The sequence below is a fragment of the Acidicapsa borealis genome (genome assembly GCF_059115245.1).
The window spans coordinates 1,594,332-1,612,171 of the sequence record NZ_JCACNY010000001.1 but is presented as its reverse complement, the minus strand read 5'-3'; the positions used below and the strand labels follow the sequence as shown (position 1 = coordinate 1,612,171).

Sequence of the window (17,840 nt, the reverse complement as noted above, 5' to 3'; positions counted from 1 at the left end):
TTGGCGGCGGGTGCGCAAATTCACTGCTGGTGACTACAATAGAGACATGGCCATTACTCGCGAGCAGGCTCTTGACTACTTTCAATCGGACGATCTGATCGGCCTGGGTATGGAGGCGGACGCGGTGCGCCGCCGTCTGCATCCGGAGCGGGTGGTCACCTATATCATTGACCGCAACATCAATTACACCAACTTCTGCACGGAGTACTGCACCTTCTGCGCGTTTTACCGGCCGCTGAAGGGGCCTCGCGCGAACGAGGGGTACATTCTCGAGTTCGAGAAGATCTACGAGAAGATTGCCGAGACCGAGGAGCTGGGCGGGACGGGTGTGCTGATGCAGGGTGGGATTCATCCTGACCTGAAGATTGATTGGTTTGAGCGGCTGTTTACGGGGATAAAGCAGCGGTTCCCAAAGATCTGGCTGCACTGCCTTTCGGCGAGCGAGATTCTGGCGATTGCGGAGTATTCCGAACTGAGTTTGCGGGATACGATTGCGCGGCTACGCGATGCAGGGCTGGACTCGATTCCGGGCGGCGGCGCGGAGATTCTGGATGATGATGTTCGGCACCGGATTGCGCGGTTGAAGTGCAAGACGCAGGATTGGGTCGATGTCCATCGGACGGCACATCAGCTTGGCATGCGGACGACGGCGACGATGATGTTTGGCGTCGGGGAGAATTTCGACCAGCGCATCAATCACTTTGAAGTGGTGCGCAAGCTGCAGGAAGAAACGGGTGGATTTACGGCCTTTATTCCCTGGAGCTTCCAGCCGAACCACACGGCTCTTGGTGGGCGCGGGTGGGAGGAAGCTACTTCTGTTGAGTATCTGAAGGTGCTGGCTATCTCGCGGTTGTATCTGGATAACATCGAAAATGTTCAGGCAAGCTGGGTTACGCAGGGGCTGAAGGTGCTGGAATTAGGGCTGCACTTTGGCGGGAATGATGTGGGCTCGGTGATGCTGGAAGAGAACGTCGTCAAAGCTGCGGGGACGAGTAACTGCACGACCGAGGAAGAGTTGCGGCGGATTATTCGCGATGCTGGGTTCAAGCCCGTGCAACGGGACACGCTTTACCGGACGATGTTCCTCAATTAATCGCTGACTATTTGGGTCTTGACAGCCGCGCGAAACATTCGCGCGGCTTTCCGCGTCTGAGAGGATAATTAAGTCTCAGAATCGAGGCTCAGTATGCGATCACTTCTTGCTTCCCTGGTTCTCTCGTCTGCACTTCTACCCGCCCTTCCGCTGACAGCGCAGGATGCCAGCCAGATGGCTATTCAGCAGGCGCAGATGGCCAATCAGCAAGCGATGCAAGCCGCGCAGCAGGCCAATCAACAGGCGATGGCGGATAATCAGCGCGCCGTGCAAAACGCCCAGAATAATCTAGGCACATGCTGCTATATCTTCGCGCCGAAGGCTTCTGTTAAAGGCGGCACGTACGCTGCGCCAGTGACGGTCAAGCTGAAGGATCGTACGCGCGCGACGGCGATCTATTACACGCTGGACGGGTGGACGCCTACGACGGCGTCGGCGCGGTATGACGGGCCGATCACGATTTCCTCGACGGCAACGCTGCAGGCGATTGCGTTTGATCCGCATAACAATCGGAGCCAGGTGCTGTACGAGGCGTTCACGATCAGCGGCCCCAATTCCCGATCCGCTGAACCTAGGACTCTCGTGACGGATTTTCCAGCGAACGATGGTGGTGCGCAGGCGCTAATGCCCGGGACGCTGTTGCCGCTGGAGTTTACCGCGGCGGTGAGTTCGCATGGGCTTGAGGTTGGCGACCGGCTTCCGGTAGCTCTGGCGCAGGATATCCGGGTGGGAGGAAAGCTGCTGGCGGCAAAAGGAACTCCCGTCATCGCGAAGGTGACGCAGGTGGATGGCACCGGGAGGATGGGGTTGCCGGGAACGCTGAGCTTTGCGGTGAGTTCGATTACGCTTCTGGACGGGACAGTGCTTCCGCTGGTCGGGCAGGAGACGAAGGAGGGTCGGCCGCACCAGGGGCGGGCGATTCTGGCTTCGGTAGTGGTGCCAGGCGGGCTCTTTGTTCGCGGCGGAGATGCGGAGATTTCTGCGGGAGCTACGCTGTCGGCGCAGGTGGTTGCGTCGCGGACGGATCAGCGAGCTTCCGCTTCACCGGATTGGATTCAGGGTCCTCAGGCCAAGCCTTAGTGCCATCGATTCAGACACACATGATTCGTGCAAAGGCGCTCATTTATAGGCGCCTTTGCTTCTCTGGCTGTCTCGCTGCTTGCGAAGGGCTTGAAGCTCGTCGATCAGATTTTCGTCCTCGGGCGTGGTGACATCCGGATAGTGAAAATTGACGAATACCCAACGGTTGTCCTGGCGTCTCAATTCGGGAATGACCATGTCACGGCTCTTACCAGCATCGCGTCCTGAAAGAGTGGCCTTGCAGATTCCGGATGTGACTGTGGCGCTGGTCACCTGATAGCGGCCATCCCAATCCTGGGCATTGAGGTAAGGATCGAAATCCAGACCGACGATATCGCCCGGAGTATGGGCCTGGGCCTGACGATCCTCGTCGAGCAATTGCTTCAATTGCGGTGCCAAAACGGGCAGCTTCCGCCGAAGAACGGCCTGCTCGGCATCGACTTGTTGCCCTTTATCGCTGCTTTCGAGCATGTCAAAGTACGCGTTGTAGAAATCCTGGACTGCCTTGTGGCAGGATTTTTCTTCTTCCGACTCTGGTGCGGCCTGATCGAGGGGCTGAATGGCGGGATGCACCATCGGTTGGGAGATGGGCACAGGGGACGAATGATCGCGGCAGGAGCTGGTGCCTATCGCAGTCAGCGTAAGGGTGCCGGCGAGGAAATAGAGATAAGTTCGATATGTCTTGCGGGGGATCAAGGGACGGCCCTCACCCCGCACGTTAGCACAATTTTGTGTTGATTGTGCAGGTTTTAAGGCCCGGGACTTGCCGTAGTAACTTCTACTATTTGCTTTTAGAGCCGGTGGCTGCTTCGTCAGTGGCTAGCTGGCCCTGGGCTCGGAGCCATGTCTCGAGCAGATTGGGCCATTGATCCATGGATGGATCGCCTAAGCCCAGGCCGCTGCCGTGGGGGCCGTGGGCGAAGATGTGGATTTCGCTGCTCACGCCGGCCTTCAGTTCGGCCTCGTAGAAGCTTAGGGCTTGCTCCACCGGGACGGTTGCATCGTCGGTGGTGTGGTAGATGAAGGTGGGCGGGGTTTCCTTGGTGACGAAGAGATTGGGTGAAAACTTCTTCTGGAAGTCGTCGCATCTGTCCATAATGTCGACGAGTTTGCAGTAGGTCAGGTGTGAGGTGTCGGGGGAGACGCCGCCGATCCAGGGATAGCCGAGGACGAGATAGTCGGGTCGGCTGGAGACGCGATCGATCGGGTCTTCGGCATCGGGCCTGCCGGGGAGGAACTGGGTGCCGGTGAGACCGGCCAGGTTGCCGCCAGCGGAAAAGCCGATGATGGTGATGCGGTTGGGAGCGATGTGATAGTCACGAGCCCGGGCGCGGACAAGCTGCACGGCGCGGCGGGCGTCGACGAGCGGGATTGGAAGCAGGTATTTCTTGCCCAAGCGGTAGCGGAGAACGAAGGCGGTAAAGCCATGGGAGGCGAACCAGTCGGCCACTTCCCTGCCCTCGAGAATGGAGGCCAGCCCCATGTAGGCGCCGCCGGGCATGACGATGACGGCGGAGCCGTTGGCGCGGCCGGGCTGGGGCTGCAGGACGGAGAGCGTAGGGATATCGTCGCAGGCTGTCCCCTTGGCTTCAGGGGCGTCGCCCGGCCATAGGCGGAGCGTGGTGATGCCCAAGAAGGCATTGGTCGCAGAGGTTTCGGTACAGCCTGCTTGCAAAGTTGTCTGAGCTCGGGCGGAGAGGGTAGTAACAGCCAGGAACACAACAGACAACGGCAGACGAAATCTCACGCGTAGCCTCCGGGGATGATGGATCGTGACGGCTGGGAGTTGAAGCAAAAGCATAGCTTTCAGACCGGCGAATTATAGCCGAATGAGCTTGTGGCCCGGACAGCCGTCGCCTGCTTCGACGACTAGCTTTTCGATCAGTGCTGAGCCGTAGCGAGCGAGGTAATAGCCTGCACCGACCTCGCGTTCTTGCAAATTGGCGTGCGGATGGATCGAATTGGCGATGGCCTGGGCGTGGCGTCCGAGGGAGGCTTCTTTCTGGAGTTCGAAATTGGCGGCCATGCGGCGCAAGCGGTTCATCTGATAGCGCATCTTGCTGGCGGAGACCTGAGCGGAGCGGCCAAGGCCTTCGTCGACGGAGGTCATGTAGTCCGTAAGCGCGGTGAGCTCAGCGTCGAGGGCGTTACCGGCGGAGGCGAGGCGCTGTTTTCCCGCAACGGGCATAGCGCGGGCGGCGAGACGCTGGGATAGTGATTCTTCGGTACTGGCGAGGATGGTTTCGAAGGTGAGCTCATGGCGGTCGAGAAGTTCGGCAATTGCCGGCTCGACGAGTGTGGCCGAGAGACGCGGCAGGACTGGGGTGAAGCGGCCGAGGATGCGCTCATACAGAACAGCGGACTGGGCGAAGTAGGCGACTTCTGCCGGTCCGCCTATGTATGCGGAGGTGGGTAGGATCTGATCTTGAAAGATTGGGCGGAGGAGCGCCGATGGCGAGATCCGTTCCGGCTCGGCGGCGAGGATGGCCAGGAGCTCGGCGGTCGTGTACTTGTCGCGACCGGCCTGCCAGAGGCCATCCGGCTCGGAGGGGCTTGCTTCGGTTCTCTTGAGCGCGTTGCGGGTGCCTGCTTCCTTGTCGATCAGGAAAAGGAGACTACCTCGCTCGGCGACAGCAACCTGGGCATGGTAGCCGGCGGCTGCGAGTTCCTTGTTGCGGGCGATGAGTGCTGCATGGAGTTCGTCGGCGCGCTCGATGGCGGCCTGGAGGACGGGTGCACCGAGCGAGTGAGCTTCGCGACCGGCGGCGTCAAGCACGAGAAGACCTTGTTTCGCGAAGACTTTCCTGTAGAAGTCGCCAAAGGCCTGCGCGAGTGTCTGGCCGGGTTTGTACGCAGCAGCCAGCCATTCCATCGCATCTGAATAGCCGAGGAGTTCCCACGCCTGGTCGATGATGGGCAAAATCGTCTTGTCGAGAACGACGCTACCTACAGGGACCGCGTTATTCGGAACGGATGCATAAGTGAGCTTGGTCAGTTCTCTGCGCTTGGGGAAGGTGACGTAGTTGACTTCGGCAAAATCATGATCTTCACTGGCCAGCCAGAAAATCGGCACGTGCGGATTGCCAGAGGCGGTGGCCTGCTGCGCGAGAGCGATAGCGGTGGCTGCCTTGTGCGGCGTGAAGAGCGGACCGCCGAGGATGCCGACCTGCTGGCCGGTGACGACCGCACCAGCGCCGTTGCGCAGGGCCTGGAGAGCATCGGTCGCTTCCGGATTCTGGCTGGCGAGCAACTGGATGAGTTGCTCGCGATGCGCTACCGTGAGCTGGCGCCTTGACTGCTGCCATGCGCGGTCGCGCGGCGCGGCGCCAAACCAGGATGCGACTGGCGCGTGTTCTTCAGGGTCCGAGGAGCAATAGTCCAGGAAGAGCCGGGAGAGGCCGGGGACGACCGAGATTGGAAAACATTCAGCGTTCAAGTGACCTTCTCCGGGATATGGCTCATGACTTCAGGACCGGACAAACGTGATCGGTCCTCATTGAAGTCTAACGTGTTGCAATGCAGATGCAATGTAACGGATGCGCCGATGACTCCATGAGATGCAGGGAGTCATGGACCTATCAAAGAAACTGCAGCGCATCTGATCGGAAGCGGGCGTTCGAACGGATTGGTTGAGTGATACCGTAGGGATGGCGAGCAACGGGTATCGAATCGTGATGTACAGTTCGAATTTGGAGAAGAAACGCATGAAGTCGATCAAGAAGACAGATGAGAAGACGTTGGCCACGGCTGCCGTTGCGGAAAAGCCGATGAAGGCCGCGAAGGCTCCAAAGGCAGCTCAAGCAGGCAAGGCAACTAAAGCCGCCGCAAAGCCAGCCAAAGCCACGGCTACGTCGGCCAAGCCAGCGTCGACTGAAACAAAGCCTATTCCGAAGGCTAAGAAGCTGGTCGAAAAGAAGCCTGCAGAGGCGAAGACAGCGAAGATTCTGGATTCGAAGGTGGTGTACCAGGGACCTCTGTTTCGGGTGATGCACGATCACCTGATTGAGCCGGACGGGACTGAGTCGGAGCGGGACGTGATCCGGCACAACGGCTCGGTGGTGATTCTGGCGGTGGATCACGACAAGCACAAGAAGCACAAGAAGGACCCCTGGATTGTCATTGAGCGGCAGTACCGTCATGCCGCAGGGCAGTATCTGTGGGAACTGCCGGCGGGTAAGCTCGATGCCGGGGAGACGCCGGTCGAGGGAGCCAAGCGCGAATTGGCGGAGGAGACCGGCTACGCCGCAAAGCAGTGGACGCCGCTTGTGGAGTATTTCGCCAGCCCAGGATTTTTGGGCGAGGCGATGAAGGTGTTTCTGGCCGAGGGGCTGGTTGCTGGCGAAGCGCACCCTGAAGAGGACGAGCATATCGACTTCCGGCTGGTGCGGCTTTCGGAGCTGCTGGAAATGGTGGATAAGGGCAAAATCATCGACGGTAAGACGCTGACCACGGTCCTGCTCTATGCACGGCAGTTGGGAGTGAAGAAGAAAAAGTAGACTCAATAGCCACGAAACGGGCCCGGATGCTGCTCTTTTCGGAACAGATGCGCCCCGGCCCGGCCTGAATGCGAAATTCTGTGGAAAATCCTCACGGCAGGGGTTCAACTTTTCGTCGACTTTCTACGTCTTCCAAATTAGCGGCTTCCTCAGACGTCGCAAGTGCAGACAAGGAAGGATGAATTCCGGTGGCTCAATACAAAGGCACAGTCAAGTGGTTCAACAACGCCAAAGGGTTTGGCTTTATAGGCCGTGAAGATGGTCCGGATGTTTTCGTTCATTACTCGGCCATCCAGGTAGATGGTTACAAGTCGCTGAAGGAAGGTGACGAGGTTGAATTTGACATCGTGACCGGCCAGAAAGGTCCTCAGGCCGACACAGTTGTCCGCCAGAAGGATGCTTCAGCTTCCACTTCTGTTGCTGCTTAAGTCGTATCTGCTTTAACTTTTACAATCGTTCATCCATCGGGCCTGCCGGAATCGGGCATGTCTTTGTGTTGCCTGATTCCGGTATTTTGCCTGGTGCAGATCCTCCCTCCATGGGGCAATGGGATGAGTTCCTTGGATTTCTGCGCTCTGGTCGTAACCACCCGGCTGTCTGATCTGGCAAGGTCTCTCGACCTTCTGTTGCATGTGCTTCTAGGCCGCGAACTTGGCCGCCTTTGTAGCGCATGATGCCGCGCCGTGGTGATTCTGGCTTCCAACTGGTGAACTAGAAGATACTGTCCACGGAGAGCTTACGCCCATGGACAATCCCACACTCGCGCGGTTGCTGTCGGAGACGGCCGATTTATTGGAAATCAGTGGCGGCGACGCATTTCGCGTTCGCAGCTATCGCAATGCGTCCGATGCAGTTGAGCAGAGCACTGTGGATCTTGCGGCTGCCGCTGCAGAGACGGCGAGATTGCTAGCTGTTCCAGGCATTGGCAAAGGCATGGCTACCAATATCCAGGCGGCCGTGGCTACCGGATCGATGCCGCTGCGGGATGAACTCCTGGGACGCTACTCGATCACCATTCTGGATTTGCTTAAGCTGCCTGGGATGGGGCCGAAGACGGTTGCCCTGCTATGGGATACAGCTAAAGTATCTTCTATCGATCAACTTGCTGAAGCTATCGATGCCGGACGCCTTGCGGGCCTGCCGCGGATGGGCGAAAAGCAAATTGAAAAGCTGCGTAAGGGGATCGAGGATTTTCGGAAAAGTGCTGGGCGATTCCGGATTGATGAGGCGGAGGAATCTGCCGAGCGAGTCATACAGTATCTGCTGGAGTTTGAGGGCATCGACCGGGTAACACCGGCCGGGTCGCTGCGTCGCGGACGGGAGACCGCCGGCGACCTGGACCTGCTGGCAACCGGCCCGGCATGCGACCCGGCCAATCCTGAGAGAGCCGCGGCCGCCGTGGCATATACGGCGGCTTATCCGGGGATTCGCGACATTATTGCGAAGGGCGAGAACAAGGTCAGTTTCTATCTTGGGAATAGCCTTCAGGTGGATGTGAGGCTATTGCCTTCGGGATCCTATGGGGCCGCGCTACAGTACTTTACCGGGTCGAAGATGCACAACGTGAGCCTGAGGCAGCGGGCGCTGCGGATGGGCTACACGCTGAGCGAGTGGTCGCTGGCGCGGCTGGCGGATGGGCCGGAAGGGCCCGCGGGCTCGGTGGTGGCTGCTGAGACCGAGGAGTCAATCTACGCGGCGCTGGGCATGGACTGGATGCCGCCTGAGATGAGGGAGAATCTGGGCGAGATCGAGGCGGCGGCGAAGCGCCATTTGCCAAAGCTCATTGAGCAAGGCGACCTTCGCGGCGATGTCCACATGCATACCTACGCCACGGACGGGCGGAACTCGATTCGGGAGATGGCCGATGCCGCACTGGAGCGCGGATACGGATATATCGCCATCACCGACCACTCAAAGAACCTCTCGATGACCAATGGGCTGGACGATGTGCGCGCGATGGAGCATGTGCTGCGCATCCGGCAGGTCGATCGCGAGATGGAGGGGCGGATTCGGGTCTTTGCCGGAATTGAGGTGGACATTCTCGGCGATGGCGCGCTGGACCTTTCCGATGAAACTTTAGCGGAGATGGATGTGGTGATTGCCAGCGTCCACACTCTGTTCAATCAGCCGAAGGAGCAGATGACGGAGCGGGTGCTGCGGGCAATTGAGAATCCCTACGTGCGAATCCTCGGGCATCCCACTGGACGAATGTTGCTGCGGCGGGAACCATTTGCGATCGATCTGCCGGCAGTGCTGCGGAGGGCGGCGACGCTGGGAGTGGCTGTCGAGCACAATGCCGCACCGGCGCGGCTGGACTTGAATGATCGGGAACTACGACTGGCGAAAGAGCTTGGTTGCAAAATTGTGATTAACACGGATGCTCACAACAACTCGCATGACCTGGACAAGATGAAGTACGGGATCCGGCAGCTGCGCCGAGCCTGGCTTACGGCTGGAGATGTGCTGAATACGCTGGAGGCGGATGCATTTCTGGCGGCTTTGCGGCCGCGGCCTTAGTCGGTTCCGCATTGGGAAATCGCGGTGAAACCAGTTGGGATTTTGCCGCATTTTTCAGGCTAATTTGCTCGAATCGGAGTAAGATTAGTCCGCTATGAGCCTGCTGCAACTGAAGAACGACAAAATTCACGAAGACGATGCGAGCGCCCACGGCGAAGATTATGCCTCGGGCAGCAGCTACATTCTCTGGGCAGCGATTGTGGCGGCGGTGGTTGTTACAGTCGCTGTCACTCTATTTCTGCTGTCGTCACGGAAGCCGCCGGTGGCGGCCGGCGAGGTGACGCAGATCTGGACGCACTCGGTGCATCAGTTGAACACTCCACACGACGCTAACGGCGTAGTTATGCCGACAGAGCAGTTCGATCAGGTGCTGGTGTTCTCGCACATCCGGGTCCGGAACGAAAGCGATGCGCCGATAGTGCTCAAAGAGATGATGACGAATGTGACGCTGGCGGACGGGCCGCACGTGAGTATCGCGGCCGGCGCGTCTGACTACGGAAGAATCTTCCTCGTGTACCCGGAGTTGGCTAGCCTGCATGGAAAGCCACTGGATCGGGATACGGTGTTGAAGCCGAATGAGGTACTGGACGGGATGATGGTTTCAGCCTTCCATGTGACCAAGGATGAGTGGGCCGCTCACAAGGATCTGAACATCACTCTGCAGTTCAAATACCACCCGGATCTTGTCCTGCTGCCAACCAGCCCAATCACGGAACAGTAGTCGTGCTTGGGCTGGTAGCAGGCGTTGTTGCGGCTAGTTGATGGTGGGTGGTGCCGGTGCACCCTTTGGCGTTGAGATATAGCCGGTGATCTGGTTCTTGGAACCGATGGAGTTCACGACGATCTCGTAGAGGTTGCGGTCTTTGCCTGTGTAGAACTGCAGCGGCTCGTTGATGTTGCGATCCTTCTTCTCGACCTTGATATCGTCGGCGTATACGTTGAGAGTGAAACGGCTCTTTTTGGGATCTGACTTCTTGAGTTCAAGGCTGACCGTGGAGACAGGCTTCTTTTCGCCCTTGTTCAGGGTGAACTCGTAGTAGTTCCGATCGCCTTTGTGCTTCAGGAGTTCGAGCTCATCGTGATTGCGGGCGATGAGGCTGGAATGGCCGCTAATGTCGCCCTGCATGGACGTAAGCTGGCTCACGGCGGTGGCTAGATCGCTTTGGGTTTTGGCAACGTCCGTTTTGACGCCGCCGACGTCCGTCTTTACGTCAGTGACGGCGCTGGAGACACTTGCGATTTGTTGGTTGGCAGCCTTCTGGGCGGATTCGAGGCGTTTGCTGTCAGCCTCTTCGCGACGCAGAATGTCCTGGGACTTGGCCTCGAGTTGCTTTTGCGTGAGGCCGAGGGACTGACCCAGCTCTTCGGTTGTCACCTTGAGGCGGGCGTTTGTTTCGCGCAGGTCGGCCTGGAGCTTCATGTTGCGGTCGTTGGCCGCTGCGAGTTCGGCCTGCTGGTGGGTGAGGTGAGTAGAAAGGACGTAAGTCCAGACCAGGCCTCCGACGGCAAGCAGCAAGGCGGCTGCCACAACGCCTATCAGTGCACCGGAGACGGTTCTAGAAGGAGTAGTTTCGAATTCGCTCATGAGGGAAACCTTTCGTGACAGACTCTTACCTGAAATAGACGGCTGAGATGCCAGTGCGTACAAGCATACTCAAAAGATCTCGCAGCGAGGAACATTTACGTTGCAGGCTGTTTGAGTCTTTCAGGGTGCGGCAAGTGGACGCGGCCTTCCGGACGGCTCCAGCGTCAGAAGAACGCAGAGGGCGCGGGAATAGTTTCGTGAAGCGGGACAAGTCGGGGGTTTCCCCGGTGTGGTGTCTTAAGTGGAAGTGACAATCATGGAATCGCTGCGCTATAAAGAGTTTTGCTGAGTTGTTTCGAGATTGCGTGGCCTGCCCGATTCGGCCCGTCTCTTCCGTATTTCGCACATAACCTGATTGGGAGCATTTGGAATTATGGCCACTGCAGTTGCTGGGAAGGGACTCGAAGGCATTGTTGCTGCCAACTCGGGGATTTGCTGGATTGATGGCGAGGCAGGGATTCTCTCCTATCGCGGCATCGACATTCATGAGCTGGCCGTGCACTCGACCTTTGAGGAAACGACCTATCTGCTTTGGAACGGCCATCTGCCGACGGCTTCGGCGCTGACCGAGTTCAGCGCGCAGCTAGCGGCTTCGCGAGTGATCGATCCGGCGATCGTCACGCTGCTGAAGAGCTTTCCGAAGACTGCAACCCCGATGGAGGTACTGCGCACGGCGGTTTCTGCGCTGAGCATGTATGACGCGGACGAGGCTGACAATCTCCATGATGCAAATGTCCGCAAGGCCTTCCGCCTGACTTCGCAGGTCGGAATGATTGTGGCCCTCTACGACCGGCTGCGCAAAGGGCTGGAAGTCGTCGAGCCGGATCCGACGCTGAGCCATGCTGCGAATTTCCTGTGGATGCTGAATGGCGAGAAGCCTTCTGAAACGGCAACAAAGACTCTGGATGTAGCGCTGATCCTACATGCGGACCATGAGCTCAATGCTTCCACTTTTGCGGCACGGGTGATCGCCGCGACTCTGTCGGATATTCATTCGGCGGTGACAGGGGCGATTGGCGCGCTGAAGGGGCCGCTGCATGGCGGTGCGAATGAGGCCGTGATGCGGATGCTGTTTGCGATCGACAAGGCTGGCGCTGATCCGGTCGCGTACGTGCGGGAGATGTTGGCGGCGAAGAAGAAGGTTTCCGGCTTTGGGCATCGCGTGTATAAGACAGAAGACCCGCGCGCTACGCATCTGCGGCGAATGAGCGAGCAGCTCTCCAAAGACTCCGGCGTGACGAAGTGGTACGACTGGTCGCGAGCGATTGAGCTCTACATCAACGCGGAAAAGAAGCTGAACGCGAACGTGGACTTCTATTCGGCATCAACGTACACCACGCTGGGAATCGATGTGGACCTGTTTACGCCGATTTTTGCGGTGAGCCGCATCTCGGGGTGGGCGGCGCATGTGATCGAGCAACTGGATGATAACCGGCTGATTCGGCCACGTGCGGAGTATATTGGGCCTGCTTATCCTAGGCCGTATGTCGTGCTGGAAAAACGGTAAGCTAACTCTCAGCTACAAAATGGGCGCCGGTTGGCGCCCATTTTTTTTGCGAGAAGAAATTACATGCTGCCGCGGCTGGCCGGGGGGACGATACCGTTCATGCGGAGGTAGACGACCATCTGGCCGTAGTGATCCATCACGTGGGTCAGGCCCATGCTGGCCATGCCGCCGCGGGTGCCGTTGGCGGTGAGAACGAAGACATTCTCGTCAGTAATGCCGTTCATGTAAGTATGCGCGACGGCGAAGGAGTCCTTGATGGCCTTGATGATGTCAGCCTTGCTGGTGAGCTTTTCGATGGCTTCTTCCTTGGCCTGGGCATCTTTTTCCGGCATTCCACCGAAGAAGTAGTAGTTGGCTCCGGCGACGTGCTTGACCTGCGCGGCGAAGGTGCGGACTCCTTTGAATTCGCCTGCGCTGGCGGGAGGCGCGAAGTTGAACTTGTCTTCGGGCATGGCTTCGGCGGCGCTTACGAATTCCTGCTCGATGCCGCTGAGGAGTTTGTCATAGGTCTTGGACGGGGAGACGTGGGTGCCGACTGTAGGCTTTTCGGCGGCCTGGGCGTGGACGAAGGTGGATGGTGCGGCGAGCAGACAACAGCCTAAAAAGGCGATGGTGCGAGGCGAGAGACGCATGGGAGATCCTCCAAAGCGGGCGAACGGAAGTCCGGGCCGCGAGATGACTTTAGCAGTAGGGGTTGGGCCGCCGCCAGTGCATGGATTGCGGCGAATCACCTTTTAGCTGCGGTTTCTCGCCTTTGGCTTTGAAAAATCACCACTTGCGCCTGGGCGGTATCGTCAGAACGCATCTCTACGTATGATGGTAGAAAGGAGAAATCTGCCATGCGCCGAGTCTATATGGATGCCAATGCCACCACACCACTTCTACCGGAAGTGATGGAGGCGATGCGTCCCTACTGGATGGAGCACTTCGGCAATGCCTCTTCGATCCACCAGCAGGGCCAGCGAGCCCGGACTGCGGTGGACCATGCTCGCGAAATTCTCGCTGGGTTCTTTGGCTGTCATGCGGCTGAGGTGGTGTTTACCTCGGGCGGCACGGAGGGCGACAACACGGCGCTCTTTGGATTGCTGCATCCGGGCGATCACCTGATCACGACTTCGATCGAGCACTCTGCGGTGCTGGCAGCTGCCGACCGGCTGGCTCGCGACGGTATCACGACGACCAAGGTCGATCCGCTGCCGAATGGTTTGATCGATCCGATGGACATTCTTCGGGCGATCCGGCCGGAGACTCGGCTGATCTCCGTGATGCTGGCGAACAACGAGACTGGGGTGGTTCAGCCGGTTGAGGAGATTGGCAGGATTGCTGCGCAGACTGGTGTTTTCTTCCACATTGACGCGGTCCAGGGCGCGGGCAAGCTGCCGATGGATGTGAACAAGATTGGCTGTCATGTGCTCTCGATCAGCGGGCACAAGATGTACGCCCCGAAGGGCATTGGCGCGATGTACGTGCGCAAGGGTACGCCGCTGGACCCGCTGTTTGTCGGTGGAAGCCATGAGCGCCGCCGCCGGGCAGGCACGGAGAATGTGCCTTCGATTGTGGGACTCGGTAAGGCTGCCGAGATTGCCATGCATGGGCTGGAGTCTGGCGCGATGTACCGCGTAGCCCAGTTGCGCGATCGCCTGGAGCAGGGTTTGTTGGCGGCGATTCCGGGCACGGGCGTGAATGGCGAAGGAACATCGCGGGCAGCGAACACTTCCAATATCTGGTTTGAGAACCTGGAGGGTGAGGCGCTGGTGATTGCCCTGGACCTGAAGGGGATCGCCGTTTCCGGCGGGTCAGCGTGCCACTCGGGGGCAACCGAGCCTTCGCATGTGCTGATGGCGATGGGTCTGGACAAGACGCGGGCGCGGGCCAGCCTGCGCTTCAGCTTGATGAAGACGGCAACAGACGAGGATATTGATTACGTGCTGGAAGTTGTTCCGGCGGCGGTGAACCGGCTGCGGGAACTTTCGCCGGTTCTCGCTGGGACGTTGGGTTAAGCAATGGCAACTGCAAACGTAGAAACCGGAACGATCGCGGTAGCGATGTCGGGCGGCGTGGATTCTTCCACTGTCGCGGCGATGCTACGCGCCGAAGGCGCTGAGGTGATCGGGCTTACGCTGCAGCTTTGGGACCAAAACCGGCTGGCTGGAAAGCCGGGCGTGCCGGAGGGTCCGAAGACCGGGCGTTGCTGTTCGCTGGACGACGTATACGACGCGCGGCGGGTGGCTGAGACTCTGGATATTCCGTATTACGTGGTGAATCAGCAGGACCGGTTTGAAGCGGATGTGGTGCGGCCATTCGTAAACGAGTACCTGGCCGGGCGGACGCCGATTCCCTGCTCGCTGTGCAACAACCATTTGAAGTTCGACCAGCTCTTGCTGACGGCGCGGCAGATTGGCGCGGAGCGGATTGCCACCGGCCACTATGCGCGCAATGACTACGATCCGGCGCGTGGGCGGTGGATTCTGAAGCGGCCCGCGGATCTTGCGAAGGATCAGACCTGGTTTCTGTTTGGTCTGACGCAGGATCAGCTGGCCCATACGCTCTTTCCGCTGGGGCATCTGCAAAAGCCGGCGGTACGTGAGATCGCGCGGGCCAGCAAGCTGGCGCTGGCCGACAAGCCGGATTCGCAGGAGATTTGCTTTATTCCGGGTGGCGATTACAAGCAGTTCATCCAGAACTATCTGGAGGAGCAGGGCGAGGCTGTGCCTGACTCTGCCGGGGAGCTTGTTACTACTAGCGGCGCGCCTCTGGGCAAGCATGAAGGGATTCACAACTTTACGATCGGGCAGCGCAAGGGGTTGGGTGTCACTTCGCCGAACCCGCTGTATGTCTTGAATATCGACTCGGCCAGCAATCGGGTCACTGTCGGGCCGGAGTCCGAGTTGAATACACGCTCGTTCCGCACGCGGCGGAACAACTGGATCAGCATTGCCGGGCTGGACGCCCCGATGCGGGTGCAGGCGCGGATCCGGCATAGCCAGAGCCCTGCTCCGGCCTGGATCGCGCCCGACGGCGAAGCTGGAGACGGCGCAGTACTGGTCACCTTCGACGAACCGCAGCGTGCTGTAACGCCGGGGCACTCCGCTGTTTTCTACGACGGCGATGAAGTAGTCGGCGGCGGCTGGATTCTCTAGCCACCTGTAACAATCCAACTGAACTATTTCTGAACAGCCCAGGCGAGACCGTCCGGATTGCTGCCGGCATCGATGTGGCCGGTGATCCGCATGGATTTCAGATCGAGGACGGCTACGTAGTCGTCCGGGGTGCAGGCGATGAAGGCGCGTGCGCCGTCGGGCTGGATGAGGATACCGGCGGCGCCGTGGCCGATGGGGATGCGCTTCAGTTCCTTATGTGTGGCGGCGTCAATGACGACCAGATCGCCCGCGCCCAGCATGCTGACGAGAACGAAGCGGCCGTCGGGGGTAAATTTGAGCCGGTTGGCGCTGGCGACATTCGCGGGCAGTGTCGCGGTGACCTTCTTGCTATCGGTACTAACAATGGAGATGGTCCCGTCCTGGGCATTGGCAGTCCAAAGCTCGTGACCATCAGGCGAGACGTCGAAGCCTTCGTCGCCCTGGCCCACCGGAATGACGGTCTGATTCCACTCCATGCGCGGCGGACCTCCCATTCCCGGTGGTGGCGGGCCTGGCGGGGGATCCCCCGGCTGGCCGCTTGGGCCTCCAGGACCGGGCGGCGGCGGACGCATAACCTGGGCCTTCTTTTCCCAGATGGAGACCGTCGCTGAGCTGACATTGGTGGTGTAGATCTTTGCCGCGTCGGGCGTGACCAAGATCATGTGGGTTCGATTCTGGCCGGTACCCATGACCCAATCGATCTTCCCGGTGGCTGGATCGTAGGCGCCGATCACCTTGGCACCTTCGGCGGTGAACCAGAGCTTGCCCGCCTGGAAGTCCAGGCCGTGGGGAGCGTTGAGCACGCCGAGATCGATGTCCGGGAGAGCCTTCTGCGCGACGAGATCGATGACTGAAATCGTATGATAGGCGCCGCCGCCGTAAATGGAGACGTAAGCCGTCTTGCCGTCGGACGAGGCTACGACCTCATGCGGATCGGGGCCAACAGGCGCGCGGGCGACAACTCTCAGCGTGAGCGGATCGACGATCGACAGGGTGTGATCGTGCTTGGAGAGAACCAGCAGAGATTGCTGGGGCGTAGGCTGTGCCACCAGGCAAGAGGCGCTGAAAAGAGTGGCAATGATGAAGAGGCTGATTCGTGCGTTGAGTGAAGCCATCATGATCCTCGTGCAACAGTATTACCTTAGACGGCAACGAGGATGCGACCGAGTACGAATTAAATGCCGGAGCCGGTGCCGGTTTCCTGCGGATAGAGCTCTACCTCCGGAGCAGGAATCACCTGCGGACGGGCGAGCACGGGTTTTCGCGACGGCTTGTAAGAGAGGTAGGTGTCCACGATGGCCCGGGCGGCGGCGGCTATGCCGTTGGCTTGACGGATCGGTCCGGCCATTGCTGTTTCGACGAGCGTGCCTGCTTTTTCTACTGCATTCAAGCCTGTGGTAAGCATGGAATCAAGACGAGCTGTCTGGCGGCTAACGCGCTCCGTGATTTCAGAAACCGAAGTTCGCACGCCTTTGCTCTCGCGATGAACCAGCTCCGTAAGTTCAGCGAGGCCCTGGGAGACTGAGATGACCTGCGGGGTAATCCGTTCGATGAGTTCGCGCGTGGAATGCGCCATAGGGAGAATGGTGGCCTTCAAATCCTCAGTGGCCTGTGTGACCGACTGCGCAGTCTTACGGAGCGAAACAAAAATGGCGAAGAGAACGCAGGCTTGCAGAATCACTGCAGCGCCGGTAAGACCAACAAAGATGATCAGAAGGGTATTCGTATCCATGGATATCTCGCTCAAACGGGCTTTGCTGCAAGTTTCCTGTGCATGAGTAAAGTGCAGGGCGGCAAATGTATTGCTCACCCTGCACCGGGTTCTATGAGATGTCGATCAGGCCAACTCTTGAAAGCGCGCTTGCCTTATGAGAGCGGACCTTCTCCTGGCGCAGCAGTCGTTTCGACGTAGGCATTCTTGCCGGCGTCGACAGCGGCTGCGACCTTTACGGTCTGATCGTTGACGAAGCCCTTGCCGCGATCGACAAAATCTTCCCACTGGGCGCGACCGCGCTCCACGACTTCCTTGCCCTTGGACACATATTCCGCTGCCTGACCCTTGCCGCGCTCAACGAGCACGCCAGCCTGGTCAACGTATTCGCGGGCGCGAACCTTCACAAATTCCGTGCCATCCTTCGCGGTGGCGACGATGTCTTCGCGTGTTTCGCGTCCACTCTTGGGGGCGTACAAGATACCCACCAAAGCGCCAAGTCCCAAACCTGCAAGGAACCATCCGAAAGCCTGCTGATTGTCAGTTGCCATGTAGAAAACTCCTTTCACAAACCTGAAGTAGGACTGAGGGTATCAAATCCTTTGGACGTTGAATGCCAGTCATCTCTGCTCCGATGAGGTTTTGCCAGTGTAGCGCAAAACCCCGATGTGGAGATTGATTGCGAAATCAATTCATCTCAACCCTCCCCAT

General features: G+C 59.0%; 17 protein-coding genes. 9 read left to right on the top strand and 8 right to left on the bottom strand.

Translation table 11 applies throughout. The annotated features are described in order from the left end of the window. The first annotated feature begins 46 nt into the window (after nucleotides 1-46). Entirely contained in the window at nucleotides 47-1,093 is a 1,047-nt protein-coding gene (gene mqnC, locus AC5S27_RS06455) for a cyclic dehypoxanthinyl futalosine synthase (RefSeq protein ID WP_493933740.1), read from the top strand. Nucleotides 1,094-1,186: 93 nt separating this feature from the next. Continuing rightward, a complete protein-coding gene (locus AC5S27_RS06450; RefSeq protein WP_493933739.1) occupies nucleotides 1,187-2,173 on the top strand; it encodes a chitobiase/beta-hexosaminidase C-terminal domain-containing protein in 987 nt (328 codons plus the stop codon). A 39-nt stretch (nucleotides 2,174-2,212) separates the two neighbouring features. On the opposite strand, the gene AC5S27_RS06445 is transcribed toward AC5S27_RS06450, so the two are convergent. From AC5S27_RS06445 to bshC, 3 genes are all read right to left on the bottom strand, one after another. Then, complete coding sequence (locus tag AC5S27_RS06445) at nucleotides 2,213-2,749, bottom strand: YqhG/Tai3 family protein (protein WP_493933738.1); 537 nt, start codon at nucleotides 2,747-2,749, stop codon at nucleotides 2,213-2,215. A gap of 205 nt (nucleotides 2,750-2,954) precedes the next feature. Then, nucleotides 2,955-3,920, bottom strand: coding sequence for an alpha/beta hydrolase (locus tag AC5S27_RS06440; RefSeq protein WP_493933737.1), 966 nt, complete (start codon nucleotides 3,918-3,920; stop codon nucleotides 2,955-2,957). Nucleotides 3,921-3,992: 72 nt separating this feature from the next. Beyond that, nucleotides 3,993-5,609, bottom strand: a complete 1,617-nt coding sequence (bshC, locus tag AC5S27_RS06435; RefSeq protein WP_493933736.1) for a bacillithiol biosynthesis cysteine-adding enzyme BshC — start codon at nucleotides 5,607-5,609, stop codon at nucleotides 3,993-3,995. A 268-nt stretch (nucleotides 5,610-5,877) separates the two neighbouring features. On the opposite strand from bshC, the gene AC5S27_RS06430 reads away from it, so the two are divergent. From AC5S27_RS06430 to AC5S27_RS06415, 4 genes are all read left to right on the top strand, one after another. Then, nucleotides 5,878-6,669 (top strand): NUDIX hydrolase, encoded by a 792-nt coding sequence (locus tag AC5S27_RS06430; protein ID WP_493933735.1) that lies wholly within the window; start codon nucleotides 5,878-5,880, stop codon nucleotides 6,667-6,669. A gap of 188 nt (nucleotides 6,670-6,857) precedes the next feature. Further along, nucleotides 6,858-7,097 (top strand): cold shock domain-containing protein, encoded by a 240-nt coding sequence (locus AC5S27_RS06425; protein WP_493933734.1) that lies wholly within the window; start codon nucleotides 6,858-6,860, stop codon nucleotides 7,095-7,097. Between the two features lie 316 nt (nucleotides 7,098-7,413). Continuing rightward, entirely contained in the window at nucleotides 7,414-9,186 is a 1,773-nt protein-coding gene (polX, locus tag AC5S27_RS06420; protein ID WP_493933733.1) for a DNA polymerase/3'-5' exonuclease PolX, read from the top strand. Nucleotides 9,187-9,280: 94 nt separating this feature from the next. After that, nucleotides 9,281-9,907, top strand: coding sequence for a hypothetical protein (locus AC5S27_RS06415; RefSeq protein WP_493933732.1), 627 nt, complete (start codon nucleotides 9,281-9,283; stop codon nucleotides 9,905-9,907). 33 nt (nucleotides 9,908-9,940) lie between these two features. Here AC5S27_RS06415 and AC5S27_RS06410 read toward each other — a convergent pair whose 3' ends face one another. Continuing rightward, nucleotides 9,941-10,771: a hypothetical protein gene (locus AC5S27_RS06410; protein WP_493933731.1), complete on the bottom strand. Its 831-nt coding sequence runs from the start codon at nucleotides 10,769-10,771 to the stop codon at nucleotides 9,941-9,943. A gap of 373 nt (nucleotides 10,772-11,144) precedes the next feature. On the opposite strand from AC5S27_RS06410, the gene AC5S27_RS06405 reads away from it, so the two are divergent. Beyond that, complete coding sequence (locus AC5S27_RS06405; RefSeq protein WP_493933730.1) at nucleotides 11,145-12,278, top strand: citrate synthase; 1,134 nt, start codon at nucleotides 11,145-11,147, stop codon at nucleotides 12,276-12,278. A 59-nt stretch (nucleotides 12,279-12,337) separates the two neighbouring features. Here the strand turns inward: AC5S27_RS06405 and AC5S27_RS06400 are convergent, their stop codons facing one another. Further along, nucleotides 12,338-12,910 (bottom strand): DinB family protein, encoded by a 573-nt coding sequence (locus AC5S27_RS06400; protein ID WP_493933729.1) that lies wholly within the window; start codon nucleotides 12,908-12,910, stop codon nucleotides 12,338-12,340. A gap of 207 nt (nucleotides 12,911-13,117) precedes the next feature. On the opposite strand from AC5S27_RS06400, the gene AC5S27_RS06395 reads away from it, so the two are divergent. Both AC5S27_RS06395 and mnmA read left to right on the top strand, forming a co-directional pair. Continuing rightward, nucleotides 13,118-14,278 carry a cysteine desulfurase family protein gene (locus AC5S27_RS06395; RefSeq protein ID WP_493933728.1) on the top strand — a complete coding sequence of 387 codons (1,161 nt, stop codon included), beginning with the start codon at nucleotides 13,118-13,120 and terminating at the stop codon, nucleotides 14,276-14,278. A 3-nt stretch (nucleotides 14,279-14,281) separates the two neighbouring features. Beyond that, on the top strand, nucleotides 14,282-15,418 hold the full coding sequence (mnmA, locus tag AC5S27_RS06390; protein ID WP_493933727.1) for a tRNA 2-thiouridine(34) synthase MnmA: 1,137 nt from the start codon (nucleotides 14,282-14,284) through the stop codon (nucleotides 15,416-15,418). Between the two features lie 23 nt (nucleotides 15,419-15,441). Here the strand turns inward: mnmA and AC5S27_RS06385 are convergent, their stop codons facing one another. From AC5S27_RS06385 to AC5S27_RS06375, 3 genes are all read right to left on the bottom strand, one after another. Continuing rightward, on the bottom strand, nucleotides 15,442-16,536 hold the full coding sequence (locus AC5S27_RS06385; RefSeq protein ID WP_493933726.1) for a YncE family protein: 1,095 nt from the start codon (nucleotides 16,534-16,536) through the stop codon (nucleotides 15,442-15,444). A gap of 56 nt (nucleotides 16,537-16,592) precedes the next feature. Then, on the bottom strand, nucleotides 16,593-17,150 hold the full coding sequence (locus tag AC5S27_RS06380; protein WP_493933725.1) for a hypothetical protein: 558 nt from the start codon (nucleotides 17,148-17,150) through the stop codon (nucleotides 16,593-16,595). A 134-nt stretch (nucleotides 17,151-17,284) separates the two neighbouring features. Then, nucleotides 17,285-17,680 (bottom strand): YtxH domain-containing protein, encoded by a 396-nt coding sequence (locus tag AC5S27_RS06375; protein WP_493933724.1) that lies wholly within the window; start codon nucleotides 17,678-17,680, stop codon nucleotides 17,285-17,287. Nucleotides 17,681-17,840: the final 160 nt, after the last annotated feature.